This is a genomic window from Streptomyces sp. NPDC005791 (assembly GCF_042871485.1).
GTDB lineage: Bacteria > Actinomycetota > Actinomycetes > Streptomycetales > Streptomycetaceae > Streptomyces.
Window position 1 is genome coordinate 380,470 of sequence record NZ_JBIAIP010000005.1, and the last position, 20,909, is coordinate 401,378.

15 protein-coding genes are annotated in these 20,909 nt (G+C 72.3%); 6 read left to right on the forward strand and 9 right to left on the reverse strand.

From position 1 onward, the window contains the following. Positions 1-11: 11 nt before the first annotated feature. Positions 12-3,905: a type I polyketide synthase gene (locus ACFYSH_RS13190; protein WP_388752275.1), complete on the forward strand. Its 3,894-nt coding sequence runs from the start codon at positions 12-14 to the stop codon at positions 3,903-3,905. Positions 3,906-4,005: 100 nt separating this feature from the next. On the opposite strand, the gene ACFYSH_RS13195 is transcribed toward ACFYSH_RS13190, so the two are convergent. Beyond that, positions 4,006-4,254: a hypothetical protein gene (locus ACFYSH_RS13195; protein WP_359477757.1), complete on the reverse strand. Its 249-nt coding sequence runs from the start codon at positions 4,252-4,254 to the stop codon at positions 4,006-4,008. A gap of 466 nt (positions 4,255-4,720) precedes the next feature. On the opposite strand from ACFYSH_RS13195, the gene ACFYSH_RS13200 reads away from it, so the two are divergent. The 5 genes from ACFYSH_RS13200 to ACFYSH_RS13220 all read left to right on the forward strand — a co-directional run bounded on the left by ACFYSH_RS13200 (position 4,721) and on the right by ACFYSH_RS13220 (position 10,898). Then, a complete protein-coding gene (locus tag ACFYSH_RS13200; RefSeq protein WP_359477760.1) occupies positions 4,721-5,524 on the forward strand; it encodes an ABC transporter ATP-binding protein in 804 nt (267 codons plus the stop codon). Beyond that, entirely contained in the window at positions 5,524-8,034 is a 2,511-nt protein-coding gene (locus ACFYSH_RS13205; RefSeq protein WP_388752277.1) for an FtsX-like permease family protein, read from the forward strand. Before ACFYSH_RS13200 ends, ACFYSH_RS13205 begins: the two co-directional genes overlap by 1 nt. A gap of 86 nt (positions 8,035-8,120) precedes the next feature. Further along, the gene (locus ACFYSH_RS13210) at positions 8,121-9,395 is read left to right on the forward strand and encodes a sensor histidine kinase (RefSeq protein ID WP_388752279.1); all 1,275 of its coding nucleotides are present in this window, start codon (positions 8,121-8,123) and stop codon (positions 9,393-9,395) included. After that, the gene (locus ACFYSH_RS13215; RefSeq protein ID WP_359477769.1) at positions 9,359-10,003 is read left to right on the forward strand and encodes a response regulator transcription factor; all 645 of its coding nucleotides are present in this window, start codon (positions 9,359-9,361) and stop codon (positions 10,001-10,003) included. The genes ACFYSH_RS13210 and ACFYSH_RS13215 overlap by 37 nt, the downstream gene beginning before the upstream one ends. 127 nt (positions 10,004-10,130) lie before the next feature. Then, positions 10,131-10,898: an alpha/beta fold hydrolase gene (locus ACFYSH_RS13220; protein ID WP_359477773.1), complete on the forward strand. Its 768-nt coding sequence runs from the start codon at positions 10,131-10,133 to the stop codon at positions 10,896-10,898. A 123-nt stretch (positions 10,899-11,021) separates the two neighbouring features. Here the strand turns inward: ACFYSH_RS13220 and ACFYSH_RS13225 are convergent, their stop codons facing one another. The 8 genes from ACFYSH_RS13225 to ACFYSH_RS13260 form a co-directional block, all read right to left on the reverse strand. Next, positions 11,022-11,843 carry an endo alpha-1,4 polygalactosaminidase gene (locus ACFYSH_RS13225; RefSeq protein WP_388752282.1) on the reverse strand — a complete coding sequence of 274 codons (822 nt, stop codon included), beginning with the start codon at positions 11,841-11,843 and terminating at the stop codon, positions 11,022-11,024. Further along, positions 11,840-12,502, reverse strand: a complete 663-nt coding sequence (locus ACFYSH_RS13230) for a spherulation-specific family 4 protein (protein WP_359477779.1) — start codon at positions 12,500-12,502, stop codon at positions 11,840-11,842. The genes ACFYSH_RS13225 and ACFYSH_RS13230 overlap by 4 nt, the downstream gene beginning before the upstream one ends. Beyond that, the gene (locus ACFYSH_RS13235; protein WP_388752285.1) at positions 12,499-13,425 is read right to left on the reverse strand and encodes an NAD-dependent epimerase/dehydratase family protein; all 927 of its coding nucleotides are present in this window, start codon (positions 13,423-13,425) and stop codon (positions 12,499-12,501) included. The genes ACFYSH_RS13230 and ACFYSH_RS13235 overlap by 4 nt, the downstream gene beginning before the upstream one ends. Before the next feature lie 7 nt (positions 13,426-13,432). Then, complete coding sequence (locus ACFYSH_RS13240) at positions 13,433-14,146, reverse strand: nucleotidyltransferase family protein (protein ID WP_359477785.1); 714 nt, start codon at positions 14,144-14,146, stop codon at positions 13,433-13,435. Between the two features lie 32 nt (positions 14,147-14,178). Beyond that, positions 14,179-15,180, reverse strand: coding sequence for an SDR family NAD(P)-dependent oxidoreductase (locus ACFYSH_RS13245; RefSeq protein ID WP_359477788.1), 1,002 nt, complete (start codon positions 15,178-15,180; stop codon positions 14,179-14,181). 100 nt (positions 15,181-15,280) lie between these two features. After that, on the reverse strand, positions 15,281-16,687 hold the full coding sequence (locus ACFYSH_RS13250; RefSeq protein ID WP_388752289.1) for a hypothetical protein: 1,407 nt from the start codon (positions 16,685-16,687) through the stop codon (positions 15,281-15,283). Beyond that, positions 16,684-18,204 carry a GT4 family glycosyltransferase PelF gene (pelF, locus tag ACFYSH_RS13255; protein WP_388752292.1) on the reverse strand — a complete coding sequence of 507 codons (1,521 nt, stop codon included), beginning with the start codon at positions 18,202-18,204 and terminating at the stop codon, positions 16,684-16,686. The genes ACFYSH_RS13250 and pelF overlap by 4 nt, the downstream gene beginning before the upstream one ends. 100 nt (positions 18,205-18,304) lie before the next feature. After that, positions 18,305-20,440 carry a hypothetical protein gene (locus ACFYSH_RS13260; protein ID WP_359477797.1) on the reverse strand — a complete coding sequence of 712 codons (2,136 nt, stop codon included), beginning with the start codon at positions 20,438-20,440 and terminating at the stop codon, positions 18,305-18,307. Positions 20,441-20,909: the final 469 nt, after the last annotated feature.

The following is a 20,909-nucleotide window of genomic DNA, read 5'->3' on the forward strand; positions in this document are numbered from 1 at the left end:
GGAAGAGAACCATGGCCGAGGCCGAGAAGCCGGACACCAGGATGGTCGAGGCGCTGCGCGCCTCGCTCAAGGAGATCGAACGGCTGCGGGAGCGCAACCGGGCTCAGACCGCCGCCGCCCGGGAACCGATCGCGATCGTGGGCATGGCCTGCCGCTACCCGGGCGGAGTCCGTTCGCCCGAGGACCTGTGGCGCCTCGTCGCGGAAGGCCGCGAGGGCATCGGCGCGTTCCCCGACGACCGGGGCTGGGACCCGGACCTGTACGACCCGGTGCCCGGCACACCGGGCCGCTCCTCCACGGGGGAGGGCGGATTCCTCTACGACGCCGGGGACTTCGACGCAGCCTTCTTCGGTGTCTCCCCGCACGAGGCACTGGTGATGGACCCGCAGCAGCGGCTCCTGCTGGAAGGGTCCTGGGAGGCGCTGGAGCACGCCGGCATCGACCCGTCGTCGCTGCGCGGCAGCGCCACCGGGGTGTTCGCGGGTGTCATGTATCACGACTACTTCGGCAGCTTCGGCTCCGGCAGCGTCGTCTCGGGCCGGGTCGCCTACACCCTCGGACTGGAGGGGCCCGCCCTCACCGTCGACACCGCCTGCTCCTCCTCCCTGGTCACACTCCACCTGGCCGCGCAGGCGCTGCGCCAGGGCGAGTGCACCCTCGCCCTGGCCGGCGGAGTGACGGTCATGGCCTCACCGGGCACCTACGTCGAGTTCAGCCGGCAGGGTGCCCTCTCGCCGGACGGCCGGTGCCGGTCCTTCTCCGACGACGCCAACGGCACCGGGTTCTCCGAAGGACTCGGTGTGCTGGTGTTGGAGCGGTTGTCGGATGCGCGGCGGGCGGGGCATCGGGTGTTGGCGGTGGTGCGTGGGAGTGCGGTGAATCAGGATGGTGCGTCGAATGGTCTGACGGCGCCGAACGGTCCGTCTCAGCAGCGGGTGTTGCGGCAGGCGTTGGTGTCCGCGGGGGTTTCGGCGGACGAGGTGGATGTGGTGGAGGCGCACGGTACGGGTACGGAGTTGGGTGATCCGATCGAGGCGCAGGCGTTGTTGGCGACGTACGGTCAGGGTCGTGCGGTGGGGCGTCCGTTGTGGCTGGGGTCGGTGAAGTCGAATCTTGGTCATACGCAGGCGGCCGCGGGGGTGGCTGGTGTGATGAAGATGGTGTTGGCGTTGGGGGAGGGGGTGTTGCCCCGGACGTTGCACGCGGGTGTGCCGTCGCGGAAGGTGGAGTGGGGTGCGGGGCATGTGCGGTTGCTGGAGGAGGAGCAGGCGTGGGTGCGGGGTGAGCGGGTGCGTCGTGCGGGGGTGTCGTCGTTCGGGATCAGTGGTACGAACGCGCATGTGATCCTGGAGGAGGCACCTGCCGAGGACACACCGGACACCTCCTCCGACACCGGGACCGAACCCTCCGCACCGGCCGTGATGCTGCCGCTGTCCGCCCGTCAGGCGCGCTCCCTCCCCGCACAGGCCGAGCGGCTGCGCGACTTCCTCGACGCCCGCCCCGGTCTGCCGCTGTCCGCCGTCGCGCGGGCTCTGGGCACCCGGCGTGCGGCCTTCGGCCACCGGGCCGTCGTCGTCGGCGGTGACCGGGAGCAGCTCCTGGCCGGCCTGGACGCCCTGGCCACCGGCCGTCCGTCCGCCGCCGCCGTCACCGGAAGGGCCCGCACCGGTGGCCGCACGGCCTTCCTGTTCACCGGCCAGGGCGCCCAGGGTCCCGGCATGGGGCTCGAACTGCGCGCCCGATACCCGGTGTTCGCCGAGACGTTCGACGCGATCGACGCCCATGTCGGCCTGGATCTGGCCGGCGTACTGCGCGGTGACGACCCCGAGGCGGTGCATCGTACGCAGTACGCGCAGACCGCCCTGTTCGCCTACGAGGTGGCCCTCTTCCGGCTGCTGGAGTCCTGGGGTGTACGGCCCGACGTTCTGTCGGGGCACTCCGTCGGGGAGATCGCCGCCGCCCATGTCGCCGGAGTGCTGGACCTGGAGGACGCCTGCGCCCTGGTCGCCGCGCGCGGCCGGCTCATGCAGGCCCTTCCCGAGGGCGGCGCGATGGTCGCCGTACAGGCCGGCGAGGACGAGGTCCGCCCGCTGCTGGACGAACGGGTGGGCCTGGCGGCGGTCAACGGACCGGCTTCGGTCGTCCTGTCCGGGGAACGGGACGCGGTCCTGGCCGCGGCCGCGACGTTCGCGAAGACCAAGCGGCTCAGCGTCTCGCACGCCTTCCACTCCCCTCTGATGGACGCCATGCTCGACGACTTCCGCGCGGTCGCCGAGCGGCTCACCTTCCGCGAACCCCGCGTCGACGTGGTCTCGGCGCTCACCGGACGCCCCGCCACCGGGGAGCAGCTGTGCGACCCGGAGCACTGGGTACGGCACGTGCGCGGTACCGTCCGCTTCGCCGACGCCGTCGCCACCCTCGCCGGATCGGGGGTCACCCGCTACGTCGAGGTCGGTCCCGACGCCGTCCTGACCGGGCTCGTCCGTGAGTGCGCGGGCGAGGGTGACGCCGTCTTCGTGGCCCTCGGCCGGCGCCGGGGCGCCGAACCGGCGGTCCTGCTGTCCGGGCTCGCCCGGCTGCACGCCGACGGCCTGCCCCTGGACTGGGCCGCGATCTTCCCCGGTACGGCCCGCGCAGAACTGCCCACGTACGCGTTCCGGCAGGAGCGGTACTGGCTGGATGCCGACGTCCCCCTCACGATGGACCGGCCCGCCACGCAGCCGGCCGCCGGCCCGGTCGAAGCCGTCGCCCCCGCCGCGGTCCCGGACGTCCGGGACCTGCGGGAGCGGCTGGCGTCGGCCCCGGAGCCCGAGCGGGAAGCACTGCTGGCCGACCTGGTGCGGGCCCGGACCGCCGCGATCCTCGGCCACGAGGGACCGCACGCCGTCGAACCCGACGACGCCTTCCTGGAGATCGGCATGGACTCGGTCTCCGCGGCCGAACTGCGCGGAGCCCTCGGCGACGCCCTCGGCGTCACCGTCGCCGCCGGGGCGGTCTTCGACCACCGCACGCCCGCCGCGCTCGCCGCCCACCTGCGCGAGCGTCTCGCCGGGGGCGGCGTCGACGGGCCGGCGGGCGACGACATCGAATCGGTCAGCGGGCTCGTACGGCGTGCGGCGGCCGGAGACGGCTGGGAAAGAGCCATCACGCTGCTGCACAGCGTGGCGGACATCCTGCCGGGCTTCTCCTCGGCGGCCGAGTTCGGCGACGTGAGCGATCCCGTACGCCTGGCCACGGGAGACGAGGGGCCCCGTCTGTTCTGCCTGCCCTCGCCGATGGCGCTGGGCGGCGCCCACCAGTACGCCCGGTTCGCCCGCCACTTCCACGGCCGACGCGATGTCCTGGTGCCGGATGTGCCCGGCTTCGTCCCCGGCGAGCCGCTGCCGCGCTCCGCCGCGGCGGTCGTGGAGGTCGTGGTCGAAGGTGTCCGGCGGGCCTGCGCGGACGGCCGGCCCTACGTGCTCCTCGGCTACTCCTCCGGCGGGCAGTTCGCCCACGCGGTGGCCGAGGCGATGGAGAAGGCCGGCACTCCGGCTTCGGGAGTGGTCCTGCTGGACACCTATCTGCTGGCCGACGACGGGACCGAACAGCTTCGGCGCGAGATGTTCAACGGCATGCTGGACCGTGAATCGTCCGTGGGTGGCTTCGGTACCGCGCGACTCGCCGCGATGAGCCGCTACAGCGACCTGATCCAGGACTGTCTGCCGGGCGCGCTGACCGCTCCGGTGCTGTTCGTCAGGCCGGAGGACCCCTTCGCGCCCGGGCTCGACGGCTGGCAGGCGGCCTGGGAGGGCACGCACGAACTCGCCGAGGTGCCCGGCACGCACTTCACGATCATGGAGGACCGGGCCGAGTCCACCGCCGGAGCGGTGGAGAAGTGGCTGTCCGGCATCGTGGCGCTCTGACGCGGAGAGCGCCGGAAGTGGACCGACGGCCGTGGATCACGCACCGGCCGCCGGGCCCGCCGCGGGGCGGCGGCCGGAAGGCCGCGGCCCCGCGGCTCCGTCACTCACCCGCCGCCCGGAAATGCGACATCCAGGCCTCGATATCACACCGAATGCTGTCCGGATCCACACCCAGTCGCACAGATATGTCTTCCGCGGCCACTTCCGTCTGCCAATCACTGCGCTGCAGGGCCAGCCACATCGTCGTACCGCGGGGACCACATCTGTGGCGTCTCCCGGTGAGCGGCACGAACAGTTCCAGGTGCCCGTCGGGCTGCACGCTGGCGATCAGCCCGTGGTCACGCCCCATGCCGCACCGACCTCGCGTGTGCGGTGCCGCAATACCTCTCGGCCGTGAAGAGGCCGGCTGTCCTGGACACAGAGAATCCCATCCCTCGGCGATTTTCGGATACTGCGACGTTACCCGTTCGTTCGCAGTGTGGCACTGGAGGTGACCGCACTTTTGCGGTGGGGTAAACGATTCGGACAGGGCGACGCAATATGCACCGCGCCACGGACATTTCTGCCCCCTTGACGGAATGCCGGAAACGCTTTTGCAGAAATGCGCCACACTGTGACTCCTTTTCAGACATGCGTTTCGCGGACTTATCCATCCATGACATAAAACAGCCGCACGGCTTCAGATACATGAGCCCGGAGGTAGAGAAACCTCTACCTCGAATCGGCGGTATAAGGCCAATGTGCGGCGGCCCCGCCCCTCCTAATCTGATCCACAGACACCGCGTGGGAAGCGCGCCATCTCATTGGGGAGCCCGATGCACACATCACAGGACCTTCGCCACGCGGAGGCGGTACGGCTGGACACCGTGTCGAAGATCTACGGACGATCCGACAGCCAGGTGGCCGCGCTCAACGAGCTCTCCATGAGCTTCGCCCACGCCACCTTCACCGCGGTGATGGGCCCGTCCGGTTCCGGCAAGAGCACCTTCCTGCACTGCGCCGCAGGCCTGGTCCGGCCCACCTCCGGGACCGTCACCGTCGGCGGCACGGACCTCGCCGGCCTGGACGACACCGAGCTGACCATGCTCCGCCGCGACCGGATCGGCTTCATCTTCCAGTCGTTCAACCTGCTGCCCGCCCTGACGGTGATGCAGAACATCACCCTGCCGCTGCAGCTCGCCGGCAAGCGGCCCGACAAGAACCTGATCCGCACCGTGGTGCAGCGCGTGGGCCTGGCCGAACGTCTCGGCCACCTGCCGTCCGAGCTGTCCGGCGGCCAGCAGCAGCGCGTCGCCATCGCACGGGCCCTGGTCACCCAGCCCGCCGTGGTCTTCGCGGACGAGCCCACCGGAGCCCTGGACACCCGCACCGCGTCGGCCGTGCTCTCCTTGCTGCGCGAGTCCGTCGACACGGCCGGCCAGACCCTGGTCATGGTCACCCACGACCCGGTGGCCGCCTCCTACGCCGACCACGTGGTCTTCCTCGCGGACGGCGCCTTCGCCGGCGAGCTGCACCGGCCGACGGCCGACGCGGTCGCGGCGCGGATGACCCGGCTCGGGGCCTGGGACGACGAGAACCGCCAGCAGACCGCACCGATGACGTCCGGAGGGCTGTACTGATGTGGCGGCTCGCCCTGCGCACCCTGAAGTTCCGGCGGACCAGCTTCGTCGCGACCTTCCTCGCCATGTTCCTCGGCGCCGCGATCGTGATCGGCTGCGGCGGTCTGATGGAGACCGGTGTCCGGATGGCCGCCGACCCGCTGCGCCTGAGCGGCGCCCCGGTCGTCGTCACCGGCGAACAGTCCCACGACGGGGCCGCCCTGACCGAACGGCGCCGCATCGACCCCGCGCTCGTCGGTGAGGTGGCCCGCGTGGACGGTGTCCGCGAGGCCGTCGGCGACGTGTCCTTCCCCGCCACCGTCCTCAAGGACGGCAAGGCACTGACCGGCGAGGACGCCTCGTTCGGCCATGGCTGGGCCAGTGCCCGGCTCACCCCCTATACCCTCGCCGCCGGTGGAACCCCCGCCGCCGGTGGCGAGGTCGTCCTCGACGCCCAGCTCGCCGAGCGCGCCGGTGTCCGCCCGGGCTCCGCCGTCGACATCGTCGTCCAGGGCGACACCCGGCGGTTCACGGTCAGCGGTGTCGCCGGCCAGCGCGGCGACGACAACCCCGACGCCGCGGTGTTCTTCGACGACGAGCAGGCCCGCACCCTCGCCGACGGCCGCATCGACTCGATCGGTGTGGTGCCGGAGAACGGCGCGGACACGGCGGCGGTCGCCGACGTGGTGCGATCCACCGTCGGCGACCGGGCCGAGGTGCTCACCGGCGAGCGGCGCGGCCTGGCGGAACTGCCCGGCACCCTCTCCAGCCAGCGCACCGTCGTGATCCTGGCGGCCATCTTCGGCTCGTCCGTGGTGCTGATCGTGATGTTCGGTGTCGCCTCCACCCTCGGGCTGTCGCTCCAGCAGCGCACCCGGGAGATGGCTCTGCTGCGGGCCGTGGGCTCCACCCCGCAGCAACTGCGCCGCATGATCCTCATCGAGACCGCGGTGCTCTCGGTGGCCTCGGTCCTGCTCGCCCTGTACCCGGGATACCTGCTCGGCCGGCTGCTCTTCGGCGTACTCACCTCCAGCGGTGTCGTCTCGTCGGCGATCGTCTACCACGCCGGCTGGATGCCGATGGCCGTCGGTGCCGTCGTCACCGTGCTCGCCGCGGCCGGGGCCACCCGCTTCGCGGGCCGTCGCGCCGCCCGTACCGAACCGGTCGCCGCCCTGGCCGAGTCCGCAGCGGGCACCCGCTGGTTCAGCGTGCCGCGGCTGCTGATCGCGCTGTTCTTCCTCGCCAACGGGATCGGCCTCGCCGTCGCCACCGCCACGGTGATGGAGGACGGCCCCACCCTCGCCAGCACCGCCGGACCCGCCTCCGTGCTGTTCTGCATCGGTCTGGCACTGCTGGCCCCCGGCATCACCAAGGCGATGGTCGTGCTGCTGCGACTGCCGGTGCGCGCCTTCTCCGGCATCCCCGGCATGCTCGCCCTGCGCAACGCCACCACGGCCAACGTCCGTATGGCGGGCGCCGTCGCGCCCATCGTCCTGCTCATCGGCATCGCCACCGGCACCCTCTACATGCAGGCCACCGAGGACCACGTCTCCCAGAGCTCCTACGACCGCAACGTCCTGGCCGACTACGTCCTCGACTCGACCACGGGCGGATTCGCCCCCGGCGTCGTCGACCAGGTCCGGTCGACCCCCGGTGTGGCCGCGGCCTCGGAGTTCGTCACCAGCCGCGGATTCGTCGAGGCCTCCGACGGATCGGTCGACACCGAACTTCGGGGCGTGTCCGCCGACGGCGTGCGGCAGAACCTTGATCTGCGGCCCGTCGCCGGATCACTGTCCGGCCTGCGCGGCGACACCGTCGCCCTCTCCGACAAGAAAGCCGAGGAATACGGCGTGAAGGTCGGCGACCGGCTGCCGCTGCGCCTCGGTGACGGCACCGCCGTACGCCCCACCGTCGTCGCCCTCTACGCCGACAACCCGAAGCAGCAGTACCTCACCCTCCCGGTGGCGACCCTGGCTCCGCACACGAGCGACGGGCTCCCGCTCCAGATTTTGGTCCGGTCCGAGCCGGGCGGTGCGGCCGAAGTCCGCGACGCACTGGCCGGGCTGGCGGCGGGCGTGCCCGGCACCGAACTGGACGACGGGGACTCACTGGCCGGCCGGAACAACCAGATCCAGCAGATTCTGGTCGCCGCGAACTATACGATCGTCGCCATGATCGTCGGATACGCCGCCATCACCGTCGTCAACACCCTCGTGGCGGTGACCCGCAAGCGCCGCGCCGAGTTCGGCCTCCAGCAGCTCACGGGCGCGACGCGCCGCCAGGTGATCAGCATGCTGACCGTCGAGGGCGTACTCATCGGAATCATCTCCACCGTCCTCGGCACGATCGCCGCGGCGACCACCATCGTGCCCTACAGCATGGTCAAGTCCGACTCCTACCTGCCCTCCGGATCCCCCGGCATCTACCTCGCCATCGTCGGCGGGTCCCTGGTGCTGGTCTTCGGCGCCACCCTCCTGCCCTCGTGGCGCGGCATGCGCACACCCGCCGTCGACACGGTGAAGGCCGCGTGAGCCGTATCCGAACCGGGCCGTCCCCGGCACCCCCGTCCGGGGACGGCCCTTCCCCCGCCCTTGCCCGCGGGTGGGAGGGCGGGCGCGTGCGACTGGGCCGGGCGGCCCAGGACACCCTGGTCGGCGCGCAGATCGCCGCCGGAGCCCTGGCCTCGATCGTCCTGTTCGTCACGACCTCGTACTTCGTCATCCTGTGCCTCATCGGGATCGGCTTCCTCGCCCTGCCCCACCTGACCGTCGCGGTGCGCTGGGTCTGCGACCTGAACCGGCGTGCCGCGGCCCGCTCCGGAGTCCCGGTGGAACGGCCGTACCAGCCCGAACCGGAGCACATCGAACGGGACATCGTCGGGTGGGTGCGACGCTGCAAGTGGATCCTGGCCGACCCGGCGAGCTGGCGGGACCTGCTGTGGCTGCTCCTCAACAGCGCCGTGGGCCTGCTGCTCGGCAGTGCCCCGGCCGCGCTGCTGTACTACGCGGGGGAGGGGCTGGCGCTGGCCCTCGGACTGTGGCGGCCCGCCGCCGCCGACGGTGCGGGCCGCTGGTACGCGTTCATCACCGTCGACAGCTGGCCCGCCGCCCTCGCCGCGGCCCTGGCGGCCCTCGCCGTGTTCGCCGGCTGGCTCCACCTCAGCCCCTGGGTGCTGAAGGGCTACGCCTACTTCGTCCTGTTCCTGCTGGGCCCGACCCAGCGCGCCCGTCTGTCCTCCCGGGTGCGGCACCTGGCGGAGACGCGTTCCGGAGCGCTCGACATCCAGGCCGCCGAACTGCGCCGCATCGAGCGCGACCTGCACGACGGCGCCCAGGCCCGGCTGGTCAGCCTCGGTCTCACCCTCGGCGCCGTAGACCGGCAGCTGGACCGGAACACCGAGGAGGCCCGCCGGCTGCTGCACGACGCGCGCAGCTCCTCCGTGCAGGCGCTGCGTGAGCTGCGCGGCCTGGTCCGGGGCATCCACCCCCCGGTGCTGGCCGAGCGTGGACTCGCCGACGCCGTACGGGCTCTGGGCCTGGCCAGTCCACTGCCCGTCACGGTCACGGCGGACCTGGCCGGGAAACTGCCCGATCCGGTGGAGTCCGCCATCTACTTCTCGGTGTCGGAGCTGCTGACCAACGCGCTCAAGCATGCCGATGCCCAGCAGGTCGAGGTGGCCCTGCGGTACGCGGACGGCGCTCTGCACGGGCAGGTCACCGACGACGGCCGAGGCGGCGCCGAGATGTCGGCCGGGAGCGGCCTGGAGGGTATCCGGCGGCGGCTGGCATCCTTTGACGGCGTCCTGGAGATCAACAGTCCCCCGGGCGGTCCGACCGTCATGACCATGGAGTTGCCGTGCGCGTTGTCCTCGCAGAAGACCTCTTCCTCCTGAGGCAGGGAATCATCCAACTGCTGGAGGCCTACGACTGTGAGGTCGTCGCCGCCGTCGACAACGGGACGGACCTGAGACAGGCCATCGCCGAACACCGCCCCGACCTGGCCGTGGTGGACGTCCGCCTGCCCCCGACGTTCACCACCGAGGGCCTGCAGGCGGCCCTGCTCGCCCGCCGCGAGCAGCCCGGTCTGCCGATCCTCGTCCTCTCCCAGCACGTCGAGCAGATGTACGCCCGCGAACTGCTGGCCGACGGCACCGGCGGCATCGGCTACCTGCTCAAGGAAAGCGTCCTCGACGACGAGCAGTTCATCGACGCCGTCCGCCGGGTCGCGGCCGGCGGCATGGCCATGGACCCCGCCGTCGTGGCCCAGCTGATGACCTCCCACTCCCGCGACGAGCCGCTCGCCGCGCTCACCGCCCGGGAACGCGTCGTGCTGGAACTCATGGCGGAGGGCTGCTCCAACACGGCCATCGCCCAACGGCTGACCGTCACCGAGGGCGCGGCGGCCAAGCACATCTCGAACATCTTCTCCAAGCTGATGCTCCCCCCGTCGAGCGACAACAACCGTCGTGTGCTGGCGGTCCTGGCCTACCTCAACGCGTGAGTCCCGCCGGCCGCCTCCCGGCCTGGGGGCGGTAGGGGGTGTGGTCCGCGCGCCCGGCAGGGCAGACTGCTGGAGCACGCTCGGTGCGGCCGGTCCGCGCCGTCGCAACGAAGGGAACCCGCACCCCATGACCACGACGGCCGAGCTCAACCGCCTGTGGATACGCCGCTACCATCCCCGTCCGGACGCGGCGGTCAGGGTGGTGTGTCTGCCGCACGCGGGCGGCTCGGCGAGCTTCTACCGGCCGGTGTCGGCAGGCCTGTCCGCCGACACGGACGTGCTCGCCGTGCAGTACCCGGGCCGTCAGGACCGGCGGGCCGAGCCCTGCGTGGCCACGATCGCCGAACTGGCCGACCAGGTCACCTCCGTACTCCTGGAGTGGACGGACCGCCCGCTGGTCCTGTTCGGGCACAGCATGGGCGCGACCCTCGGCTTCGAGGTGGCGCGTCGGCTCGAGCGCGACCACGGCGTGGTGCTCCACGCCCTGTTCGCCTCCGCACGCCGGGCCCCCGCCGCGCCGCGCACGGAGTCCGTCCATCTGCGGGACGACGAGGGCGTCATCGAGGAGATGAAACTGCTGAGCGGTACGGACTCGGCCGTACTCGAGGACCCGGAACTGATCCGGATGGCCCTTCCGGCGATCCGCGCCGACTACCGTGCCGCCGAGACCTACGTCTACGAGCCGGGCCCCGCCCTGAACTGCCCCGTGTGGAGCCTGGTGGGTGACGACGACCCCAAGGTCACCCTCGACGAGGCACGGGCCTGGTCGCAGCACACGGAGCAGGCCTTCGAGTTCCGGGTCTTCCGAGGCGGGCACTTCTACCTGGCCGCCCACCAGCAGGAGATCATCCGCCTGATCGCCGACCGGGCGGCGGTACCGGCGGTCACCGGCTGACCGGGCGGACACGCACAGGCCGGCCCGCGTGACCCGACCGGGCCGGCACGGCGCCCGACCGGGTCCGCGGGGTCGGCGTCGGCACGGCACAGCGCCGCCCTGGCCGCGGGTATCTCCCGCCGTTCAGCAGGCCCTGCGCCAGGTCCCCAGCTCCCATTTCTTCCGCATGGAGGAGAGCCCCAGCCTGCGGGACTCGGGACAGAAGCGGTGGGTCGGCTCGGTGTACTCGACGTGGAAGACGGCCTTGCCGGCCTCGATGAACGGTGTGAGCCGAGCGCACTCACCGTACTGCGCGCACTGCTCGTTGACCGCGAAGTCGAAGGTGTCCACGAGCTGCGGGATCTGGGGCAGGTCGTTCTTCAGACCCACCGACAGTCCTCGTTCGTGAGCGATGTCGGCGATCATACGGTTGTACCTCAGCTGGTCCCTCGCGGTGAGCGGGAAGCCCGTGTCGTCGGCGTACCCCTCCACCAGGTCGGGCTCCACCGCGTCGAACCCCTTGTCCCGGCACATGTCGAACCGCCGTTCCATGATCGGCCGCAGCACGGATATCTGCCGGATGTCGAGCCAGAGCTCCCCCTGCCAGCCGTTCGGCCCGCCCAGCAGCGAGCGGGGGAAGGCATCCTTGTCGGGCCGGTACTCCTCCCGGGCGCCCACGTTGATGTAGCAGATCACCTTGCGGCCCGCGCGGTGGAGCCGGGCGACGTCCGCGGCGTCGTTCTCGAAGCCGTCGATGTCGTAGACCGGTACATCGGCCGCCGCGGCGTCGACCTTCCCGTCGAGCTGCCACTGCCATTCCAGCCCAGGACGAGGCTGCCACCGCTCCTCCCGCGGCCCGCCCGACTCCGTGCCGCCGCCCGTACCGGAACATCCGGTCAGCGCGGTCGTCACCGCGACCGCCAGCACGGTCGCCAGGGCCGCCCACGTCCGAGCTCCGTGCCTCACGCCTGCGCCCCGGTCAGCACCGGCGTCAGCCGGGCCCACGGGTTGGGCGGTTCACCGCTCACCGGGCCCGACACCGCCGCGCCCCGCGCGTGGGCGGTGTGCACGGCCAGCGGGGCCAGCGCCTCGGGCACGCCGTACACCAGGTGGCAGAAGCGCTCGGGCGCATGGCGCGCCGTCCAGTCGGGTCTGCTGAACGCCGACACGTAGGTGGACCAGGGGCCCTCGAACGTGACGACGAGATCGGCGATCCGGGCGTAACCGGGGGCCGGGTGCACGCCCGGGTTGAGGACCACGAGCGACGCGCCCTGCCGGCGCAGTGTGCGCACCAGTCTCCGGAAGGCGGGCAGCGCGTCCCCGGCCGCGGGCACCCGGTCCAGGAAACAGCCGTCGGTGGCGTACCACTCCCGGTGCCGGGCGGCATCGGCGGTGACCTCCGCGGCGGGCCGTGTGCCGTAGTCGGTGTCCACGTAGCCGAGCAGCCGGGCGCCTGCTCCGCGCAGTGCGCCGGCCACGGAGACGAAGGCGGGATCGGGAGCGCCGCCCGGCCCGTCCGCGGGATTGAGCACGACCGCGTAGGTGCGGTCGGCCGCCGCGATGAGCCGGTGCCAGGCGCCCGGATCCACGACCGGGTGGACGTACAGCGGGATCAGCAGGCTCACGACAGGGGTTCGCCTTCCTCGCGTGGGGACGGGGGACGGGCGCCGGCGGACCACAGCGCCGCCAGCGACTCCCGGAGCGTGTACGAGGGACGCCAGCCGAGGGCCGTCCGGGCGGCGGAGATGTCGGAACACTGCCAGGACACCTGCTCCGAGCGGGCGGAGCCGGCGCCCTGTTCCTCGACGTGTCCGCGGAAGTCGGCGATGTCCGCGAGCGTGCGCACCATCCGACGCACGGGCACGGCGTCGCCGCCGCTGATGTTGAGCACGCGGGGCAGCGGCCCGGGCGCGGTCACCGCGTGCTCCACCGCCCGCGCCACGTCGCGTGCGTCGACGAAGTCGCGGTACGCCGACAGGTCCCCGAGGCGGAGCACCGCGTCCGGGGCCGTACCCGCTTCGCGCAACAACCGGGCGACCCGGCCGGGCAGCCCGGTGGGCGGCGCCCCGGGCCCCACCGGATTGCCGACCCGGAGGACGAGCGCGTCCAGGGCTGAGGCGGAGACGGTGACCGTGCCGGCCAGTTTCGTGGCCCCGTAGGCGCCGACCGGGCGGGTGGCCGCCGACTCCGCCGTCGGGACCCGGCCGGTGCCCGGGCCGTACTCGGCGGCCGAACCGAGATGGACCAGCCGGGCCGAGGGACAGGCCAGGGCCATCGCCGTGCACAGGACGGCGGGCCCCCGGGCGTTGGCCTCCGCGAGCGTCACCGGGTCGCCGCCGGTGGCACCGGCGCAGTTGACCACGGCGTCCGGCGCCACCGACGCCAGGGTCTTCGCGAGCCGGTCGGCGGAATCGGTGGCGAGGTCGACGTGGACGCCGACGGCGGGGGACCGGCCGCCGGTGAGGACCCGTGCGCCCCGGAGGGCGCCGAGCCGCTCGACGACGTGGGTCCCCAGATAGCCGGTGGAACCCAGGACGAGAATGCGCATACGGTGCTCAGGCTCCCTTGAGCAGCAGGGACTTGCGGCTGGTGAACTCCGCGTTGGCACGGTCGTAGTCGTCGGGACGGCCGATGTCCAGCCAGTAGCCGTCGAAATCGTAGGCGTGCGGCGGGTTGCCGGAACCCAGCAGGTCCAGCACCAGCTCGTCGAAGCCCAGCGGCAGCCCGGCGGTGTACCCGTCGAGTGTGGCCCGGGACAGCCCGTACACCCCCATGGAAACGCGGTAGTCCATGCTCGGCTTCTCCGTGAAGCCGACGACCTTGCTCGCGTCGGTGGTCAGGACCCCGAAGTCGATGCGCACCTGCCGCGCGTACGTGGCGATGGTGAGGGGCGCTTCGGAGACCTGGTGGCGGTGGAGGACGTCGGCGTAGTCGAGGTCGGTGAGGATGTCCCCGTTCATCACCAGGAAGTGCTCCGGCAGCCGCTCACGCATCATCAGCAGCGGGCCCATGGTCCCCAACGGCGACTCCTCGGTGGAGTAGTCGACCCGCAGGCCCCACTGGGAGCCGTCGCCGACGTAGGCCCGGATGATCTCGCCGAGATGGCCTATGGCGATGGTGCAGCCGGTGAAGCCGGCCGAGGCGAGCTGGCGCAGGACGATCTCGAGGATGGCGTGCTGGTCACCGATGGGCACCAGCGGCTTGGGCAGTGCCGTGGTGTAGGGCCGCAGCCGAACGCCCTTGCCTCCGGCCATGATCACTGCGTACATGGGTCTTCCCCTTGCTCGACGTGCCGGATGTGTCAGATGTTGTAGATGCCGGTCTTGTAGCGGGCGAGGTTGGCCGGTTCGCGGAAGAAGGCCACCGTGTGCGCGAGGCCCTCCTCCAGGTCGTGCGCCGGGCTCCAGCCGGTCGCCGCGCGCAGCCGGCCGGCGTCGGCGACCAGTCGCATGACCTCGGAGTTCGCCGGCCGCAGCCGCTGCGTGTCCTCGCGGACGTCGAGCGTGGTGTCCATCACCTTGCCGATGAGGGCGACCAGGTCGCCGACGGAGATCTCACCGCCTGTACCGGCGTTGAAGGTGCGGCCCACGACCTGCTCGGCGGGCGCGGAGCCGACCGCCAGGAACGCCTGCGCGGTGTCCTTGACGAAGGTGAAGTCGCGGGTGGGACGCAGGTCGCCGAGGGTGATGGTCCGCTCCCCGGCCGCGACCTGGCCGATGACGGTCGGGATCACCGCCCGCATGGACTGCCGGGGCCCGAAGGTGTTGAACGGCCGCAGCGTCACCACCGGGGTGTCGAAACTGGCGTGGTAGCTGTCGGCCAGCCTGTCCCCGCCCGCCTTCGAAGCCGCGTACGGGGACTGGGTGTTGATGGGGTGGTCCTCGGTGATCGGCACGGTCTGCGCGGTGCCGTAGGTCTCACTGGTGGAGGTGTGCACCAACCGGGGTGTGCCCGCGGCCCGTACCGCCTCCAGCACGTTCAGGGTGCCGGTGACGTTGGTGTCCACGTAGCTGTGGGGCGCCCGGTAGGAGTACGGGATGGCGATGAGCGCGGCCAGGTGGTAGACGCTGTCGGCCCCTTCCACGAGATGGCGGACCGACCCCGGGTCCCGGACGTCGCCGAGGACGATCTCGACCTGCTCCAGGACATCGGGGGAGAGGGTCTCCAGCCAGCCGTACGAGGAGAAGGAGTTGTACTGCGCCATGGCCCTCACCCGGTGCCCGGAGGCGACGAGTGCCTCGGTGAGGTGGGAACCGATGAAGCCCTCGGCTCCGGTGACGGCGGCGAGCGGTGGAGCGGTCAAGGTGGTGTCCTTCCAGTGGTTGACGGTCGGTCGCGGGCCGGGGGAGACCCCGGAGGATGGTTGGCGGCGCGGTGGCGCGTGCGCGGTCGGTGGAGCGGTGTCAGCCGTGGGCGGCCGGGCGGCCCAGCTGTCGTACGGTCACCGCGGTGAGACAGAGCGCGGCGGCGCCGCAGCCCAGCGGCAGCGCCGCGGAGCCCGGTGGAGCGCCGGTCAGCATCACCGCGCCGGCGAACACCGCCGCGGTGAGACACAGGACCACCGGCGGCCAGGCGGTGCCGAAGGCCTGAAGCAGCAGGGAGATCCACAGCGTGGCGGCGAGCAGCAGCAGGGTGACGGGCTCGGCGTCCACGAGCAGCGCCGCCGGCGCGAGAGGACCGAGGTACACCAGCAGGCAGCCGGCGAGAACGGCGGCGGAACGGACCCGGAACGCGGCGGGTGTCCTCGTGGACCGCAGGGCCGCCACCGACAGTCCGCGGTAGCGGTACAGCAGCCACTCGGCCGGCCCCATGCTCAGGGTCAGCACGATCACGGCCCAGGGATGGTCCCGGCCCGCCAGGAACACCAGCGAGCCTGCGGCCAGTCCGAACAGCCCGTACGGCAGGGACTGCCACAGTCCCGGACGCGTGGCACCGGGCGCGGCCGGGGCCGTGCGGGTGGCGCGCAGCGCCCAGCAGGCCGCGGCGACCGCGCCGAGGAGCGACAGCAGCGGCAGCCCGGCCCGGAGCACGGTCCCGGGCTCCCACCACAGCAGCGCCGTCCCGCCGGCGGTGACCGGTGAGAGGACCGCCAGCAGCAGCCGTTCGCGGCCCAGTACGAGCAGTACACCGGCCGCCGCGAGGTACGCCGACTGGGTCGCGACGGCCAGGGCCGTCACACCCGACCCCGAGAGCGCGGCTCCGGCGACGGTCGCCGTGGCAGCGCCCAGCGGCGCCCCCTTCGCCAGGGTGCGGCCCGCCTCCAGGCGCCCGGTCGCCAGGCGTACGTACGCCCGGTGGCCCAGCGCCTGGTTCCAGGCCCAGGAGACCAGCCCGGCCACCACCAGCGCCCGCACCAGGCCGTCAGGGGGCAGCAGCCGTCCGGCGAGCGCGTAGGCGAGGCCGGGCAGCGCGAACAACAGCCCGCGCAGCGCGCAGCGCAGGTGGTCCGGCCGCCAGGGATCGGTGGGCCGCGGCGGCTCGGGAAACGTGCGCGGTACGCGCTGGTACAACGCCGTCGCCAGTGAGAACAGGTCGGTGTGCCCGTACTTCTCCCGGATCACCTCACCGGTGAGCCCTTCGGACTCCAGCAGTGCGGCGACCTCGTAAGGGTGGACGGCGGGCGCGACGCGGTCGGCCAGTTCGGCGGCGAGCCCGTCGACCGCGTCGCACCGCGTCGCGTGACCGGGCAGGACCAGGGCCGGTGTGTGCCGGCCGGTGACGTGCGGGGCGAGGGTGCGGTAGTCGGCGAGGCGCAGGGCCAGTGTGTCCTGCTCGGCGCCGCCCGGCTCCAGCGACATGGGTCCGCTCATACGGCCGCGCTCCTCACCGGTGACCTGAGTGCCGTCGCCGGCGTGCGTTCCTCGGCCGCTGCGGGAGCCAGACCGCCGGACGCCGACAGCTCCAGGTATATGGAGCGGAAGGTGTCGATGGTCTGCCGGAGGGTGAACTGCTCGATCACCCTGAGCCGGGCCGCCTCGCCCATACTCCGGCGCCGCTCGGCGTCGGCCAGCAACTCCAGCGCCGCGGCGGCCATCGCGGCCGGATCGCGGGGCGGCACCACGAGACCGGTGTCGCCGACGGCCTCCCGCACGCCGCCCACGTCCGTGGAGACGGTCGCCCGCCCGCAGGACATGGCCTCGATCAGGGTGAAGGGGAAGCCCTCGCTGATGCTGGAGAGCATCACGACGTTGCCCGCCGCGTAGGCGTCCTTGATGTCCTCGACCCGGCCCTCGAAGGTGACCGCGTCGGCATGGCCCAGCTCCGCGGCCAGTGCCTCGCACCGGTCCCGGTACCCCTCCCCGCCGCGCGGCGTGCCGCCGAACAGGCGCAGTCGCGCGGCGGGCACCCGCGCCCGCACGAGGGCGAAGGCGCGGATCAGGGTCTCCAGGTCCTTGATCGGGTCGACCCGGCCGGCCCAGCTGAGCACGGGGTCGGCGGGCTCGGGGCCGGCGGGCGGGAACGCGGTGGGGTCCACGCCGTTGTAGACCGTCCGGATCGACTCCGGCGCGGCCCCGCCGCGCTCCTCCCAGAGCCGGTTGTAGCGGTTGCCCGGGGTGATCAGGGCGGCCCGCCGGTACGTCTCCTCCGCCAGCAGCCGGAAGAAGCCCAGCACGAGCGCCTTCACGGGCCACCGGTAGGGAGCGGTCCGGTATCCGAGGTAGCGCTCGCGCAGATAGACACCGTGCTCGGTGAGCAGCAGCGGGACACCGTGCCGTTCCAGCGCGGCGAGCCCCGGCAGGACCGCTACGCCACCGCTGACCGCGTGTGCCACGCCCGCGTCCGGGAACGGCGCGGCCAGCGGCCGCAGCGCGTGCTCCAGCAGCGCGGTCGCGGTCACCGCGTCCTGCAGGGTCGGCCGGGCCTCGCGTACCGCGAGCCCGGGCCGGTTCCACAGACCCGTCAGGATGCCGATGGCCCGGTCCCCCCGCAGGAACGGGCTGAGCCGGCCGTCCTCGGCGGCCCGCGCGAGCGCGTACAGGGCCGGGCCGAAGCCGTCCTCGGCGCGCGGGTCGAGCAGCGCCGTCACGAACCGTTCGTAGGACTCGGCGAGTCGCCCGAGGTGGCGCCCGCGCGGCGCGCGCCCGTCCGGGGCGGGGCCCCACATGGGGACGGAGACGACGCTGCCGACGTGGGCGGGGACGTCCCAGACGACCGGCTCGCGGCCGGTGCCGGTGACGGCGATCACGTCGAAGGCGAGGTCGGGCATGCCGGTGACGAGCTGGTTGCACCAGACGCTCACACCGCCGTGACTGTGCGGGTAGGTGCCTTCGGTGAGCAGGGTGACGCGCGACGCGCCGGGGTGTCGCGCGCCGTGGGGAATGTGCATCGATGTGCTCCACGGCCGGGAAGTGGGATGTCGGGCCCGGGGCTCGCGGGCCCCTCCCGGCCGCCGCACCGGCGGCCGGGAAAGGAAGGGCGTACGCCTGTCAGCGCTCCGCGCCGTAGGGGACCTGCTCCTCGACGCCGGCCGGCACCACGGTCCGGGGTGCGGCGGGCGTCGACGGGGACGTCCCGGCCGGCTCGACCGCGGTGGCCGGGGCACCGGCGGACGCGGGCAGGTCCAGGGTGTACGGCAGGCCGTCGGCCGAGGCCCAGCCGGAGACCGCGCCGGCGTAGCCGGCCCCGAAGTCCGCGCCGCCGTGCCGGGTGCCGACGGGCATGGTGGCCGTGAGCGCCACGCCGTCGGGTGCCTGCACGGTCACGCTGTCGCCGATCCGGTAGGCGGTGACCTGGCCCGCGTCGATGGCTGCCCGCCAGGCGGCCCGGCGCTGCATCTCGACGCCGATGTCCTTCATGCGGAGATTCACCACGGGGGTGTCATCGGTGAACAGGTCGTCGTAGCCGCCGAGCACCCCGTCGAGCACCGGATAGGCGATGCGGTCCTCGGCGAGGTTCGACTGGTGGATGAAGTGGGGCTTGGGGTCGTTGGCGAGGAGGTGTCCCAGCGCGATCCGGGTCTCCAGCGGCACGATGTGCTCGGTGTATCCGGTGTCGATGTCCAGCGGCGCGGCCAGGCAGGTGGAGGTGGCGGGGTTGTCCTCGCATATCCCGCTGCCGCCCTGGGCGCGGCCGGTGTAGATCCAGTTGTACTCGTCGACCTGTTCGGCCGCCCGCCCGGCGTTGTAGAAGACGTTCATCGGGTAGCGGGAGACGGTCGTGGCGGTGCCGACCCGGCGCTGCACGGGGTCACGGGAGTTGTCCGAGCCCAGCCACTCGATGCCCGTGTCGGCGAGGGCGAGCCCCAGGTTGGGGTTGTCCACCGGCTGCTGCGGGGTCACCTTCAGGCCGGAGTGCTCGCCGGTGACCAACTCCTCCTTGTGGAGCGGGAGTCCGGCTGCCACACCCCAGGCCTCGTTGGCCGCGATCTCGTCGGCGATCTCGTTCCGGCCGACCCACCGGGTGGAGCCGTCCGCGTTGGTCGCGCACTTCCACGGCACCACGCCGGTGTCCTGCACACAGCCCAGGAAGGAATGGGTGTAGGTGTGGTTGATCCATCGGAACCGGTCACGGTCGGCTGTCAGCTTGTCGGCGAGGGGGTCCTGGCCGCCGTTGTCCTCGCGGTGGTCCACGGTGCCGGAGGCGTTGTAGGCGAAGTCGAGTGTGAACTCCCGGCTGTTCTGCCAGGCGGTCGCGTGGTCGACGTCGGCCGGGACCATGCGGATCGGGTCCGGGGTGCCCTCACCCGGCGGGCAGTCCACGTCGCCGGGCGTGCAGTTGAGTTCGGTGTCCCAGCGGTCGTCGGCGGCGAAGACGTCGTCGACGTGGACCGCGAAGTAGTTGCGGTCGGCTCCGAGGTGCACCCCGCCGGTCATCCACTCCACGATGCCCCGTGCCAGCAGTCTGTACTGCTGCTGGTACTGGTTGTAGACGAAGGTGACGACGAGTTCGCGTCGTCCGTCGTGCCGGTACTCGCCCACCAGGGAGCCCTTCGTGGGCCTGCCAGGGATGGCGGCCTGGACGTACGGGACGAAGTCGGCGCCGGCCGCCGGCGTCGAGAGGTAGGCGTAGGACTCGCCCACGGCGGGGGAGTTGTCCTCGAACGGGACAGTGCCCTCCAGGTAGCCGAAGGCTCCGGCCTTGCCGGCCTGCGTCACCTCGGCCCGCACCCCGTCGATGCTGCCGGCGTACCCCGTGCCGACCGCCGCGTTGAGCCCTACCTGCGGACGTGCGTAGGTGTAGGCGTCGACCTGCGGGATCGAGTACGTCTGCTCGTAGGCCACCAGGGCCGCCATCTCGGCGGAGCCCGTCGGGAACGGGTTGTCGTTGGGCAGGACGACGGCCTGGTACTTCGCGCGTGGCCGGCCGTCGACCGTGTCGGCGAGGAAGGCCGCGTCGATCACGGCCCGGCCGGCATCGCCCAGGGCGACCTCGGTGTACGGCGTACCGGCGTTCTCCAGTTCGGCGGCGATGGCGCCGGTGGACGGCCCCCCGTCGCTCACGACCAGCACGCGCAGATCGACACGCGGTGTCGGATCGTCCGCCTGGGCCGTGACAGCCGGCAGCCCGATGGTCGCCAGCAGTGTGCCCACTACGAGCGCGGTGGTGCGTATGGTCCGCTTCATGCGGTGGAAACCCCTCCCCAGGGCAGGGGTGGCCGGGCTCCTGTCGGAGCCCGCTCACCCCCATGACCACGCCGTCGCCCCCTGAGACGCCGGTCGTCGACGCATCCGTCGTGTCACATGGTGAGGTCTGTGTGGAGTTTTTGTGTGCCTGCTGGGGAACTTGACGGAAAAGTGTATGTGTCTATCAATACGACAAGACGGTCGATGTGGGCGACGTGGCCCCCGGTCATCGGGGGCGCGGCCCGTCCGCAGGCCCCGTGGGCTGCAGCGGAAGGCGGACGCCGGAATGCGGGCCACCGGACTTCGCGGAGTGGATCGTCAGTGGTCTCGACCAATGCGCGTTCCGGTCGGTGGAGCTGGATCAAGTCACTTCCGGGGTGACATGCCGGCGGCGGCCGACGTGGAGCAGGGGTCGGCCGCCGTTCTCGTCCATCAGGTTCCCCGCTCAGCGGGGGTGGGCGCCGCTCAG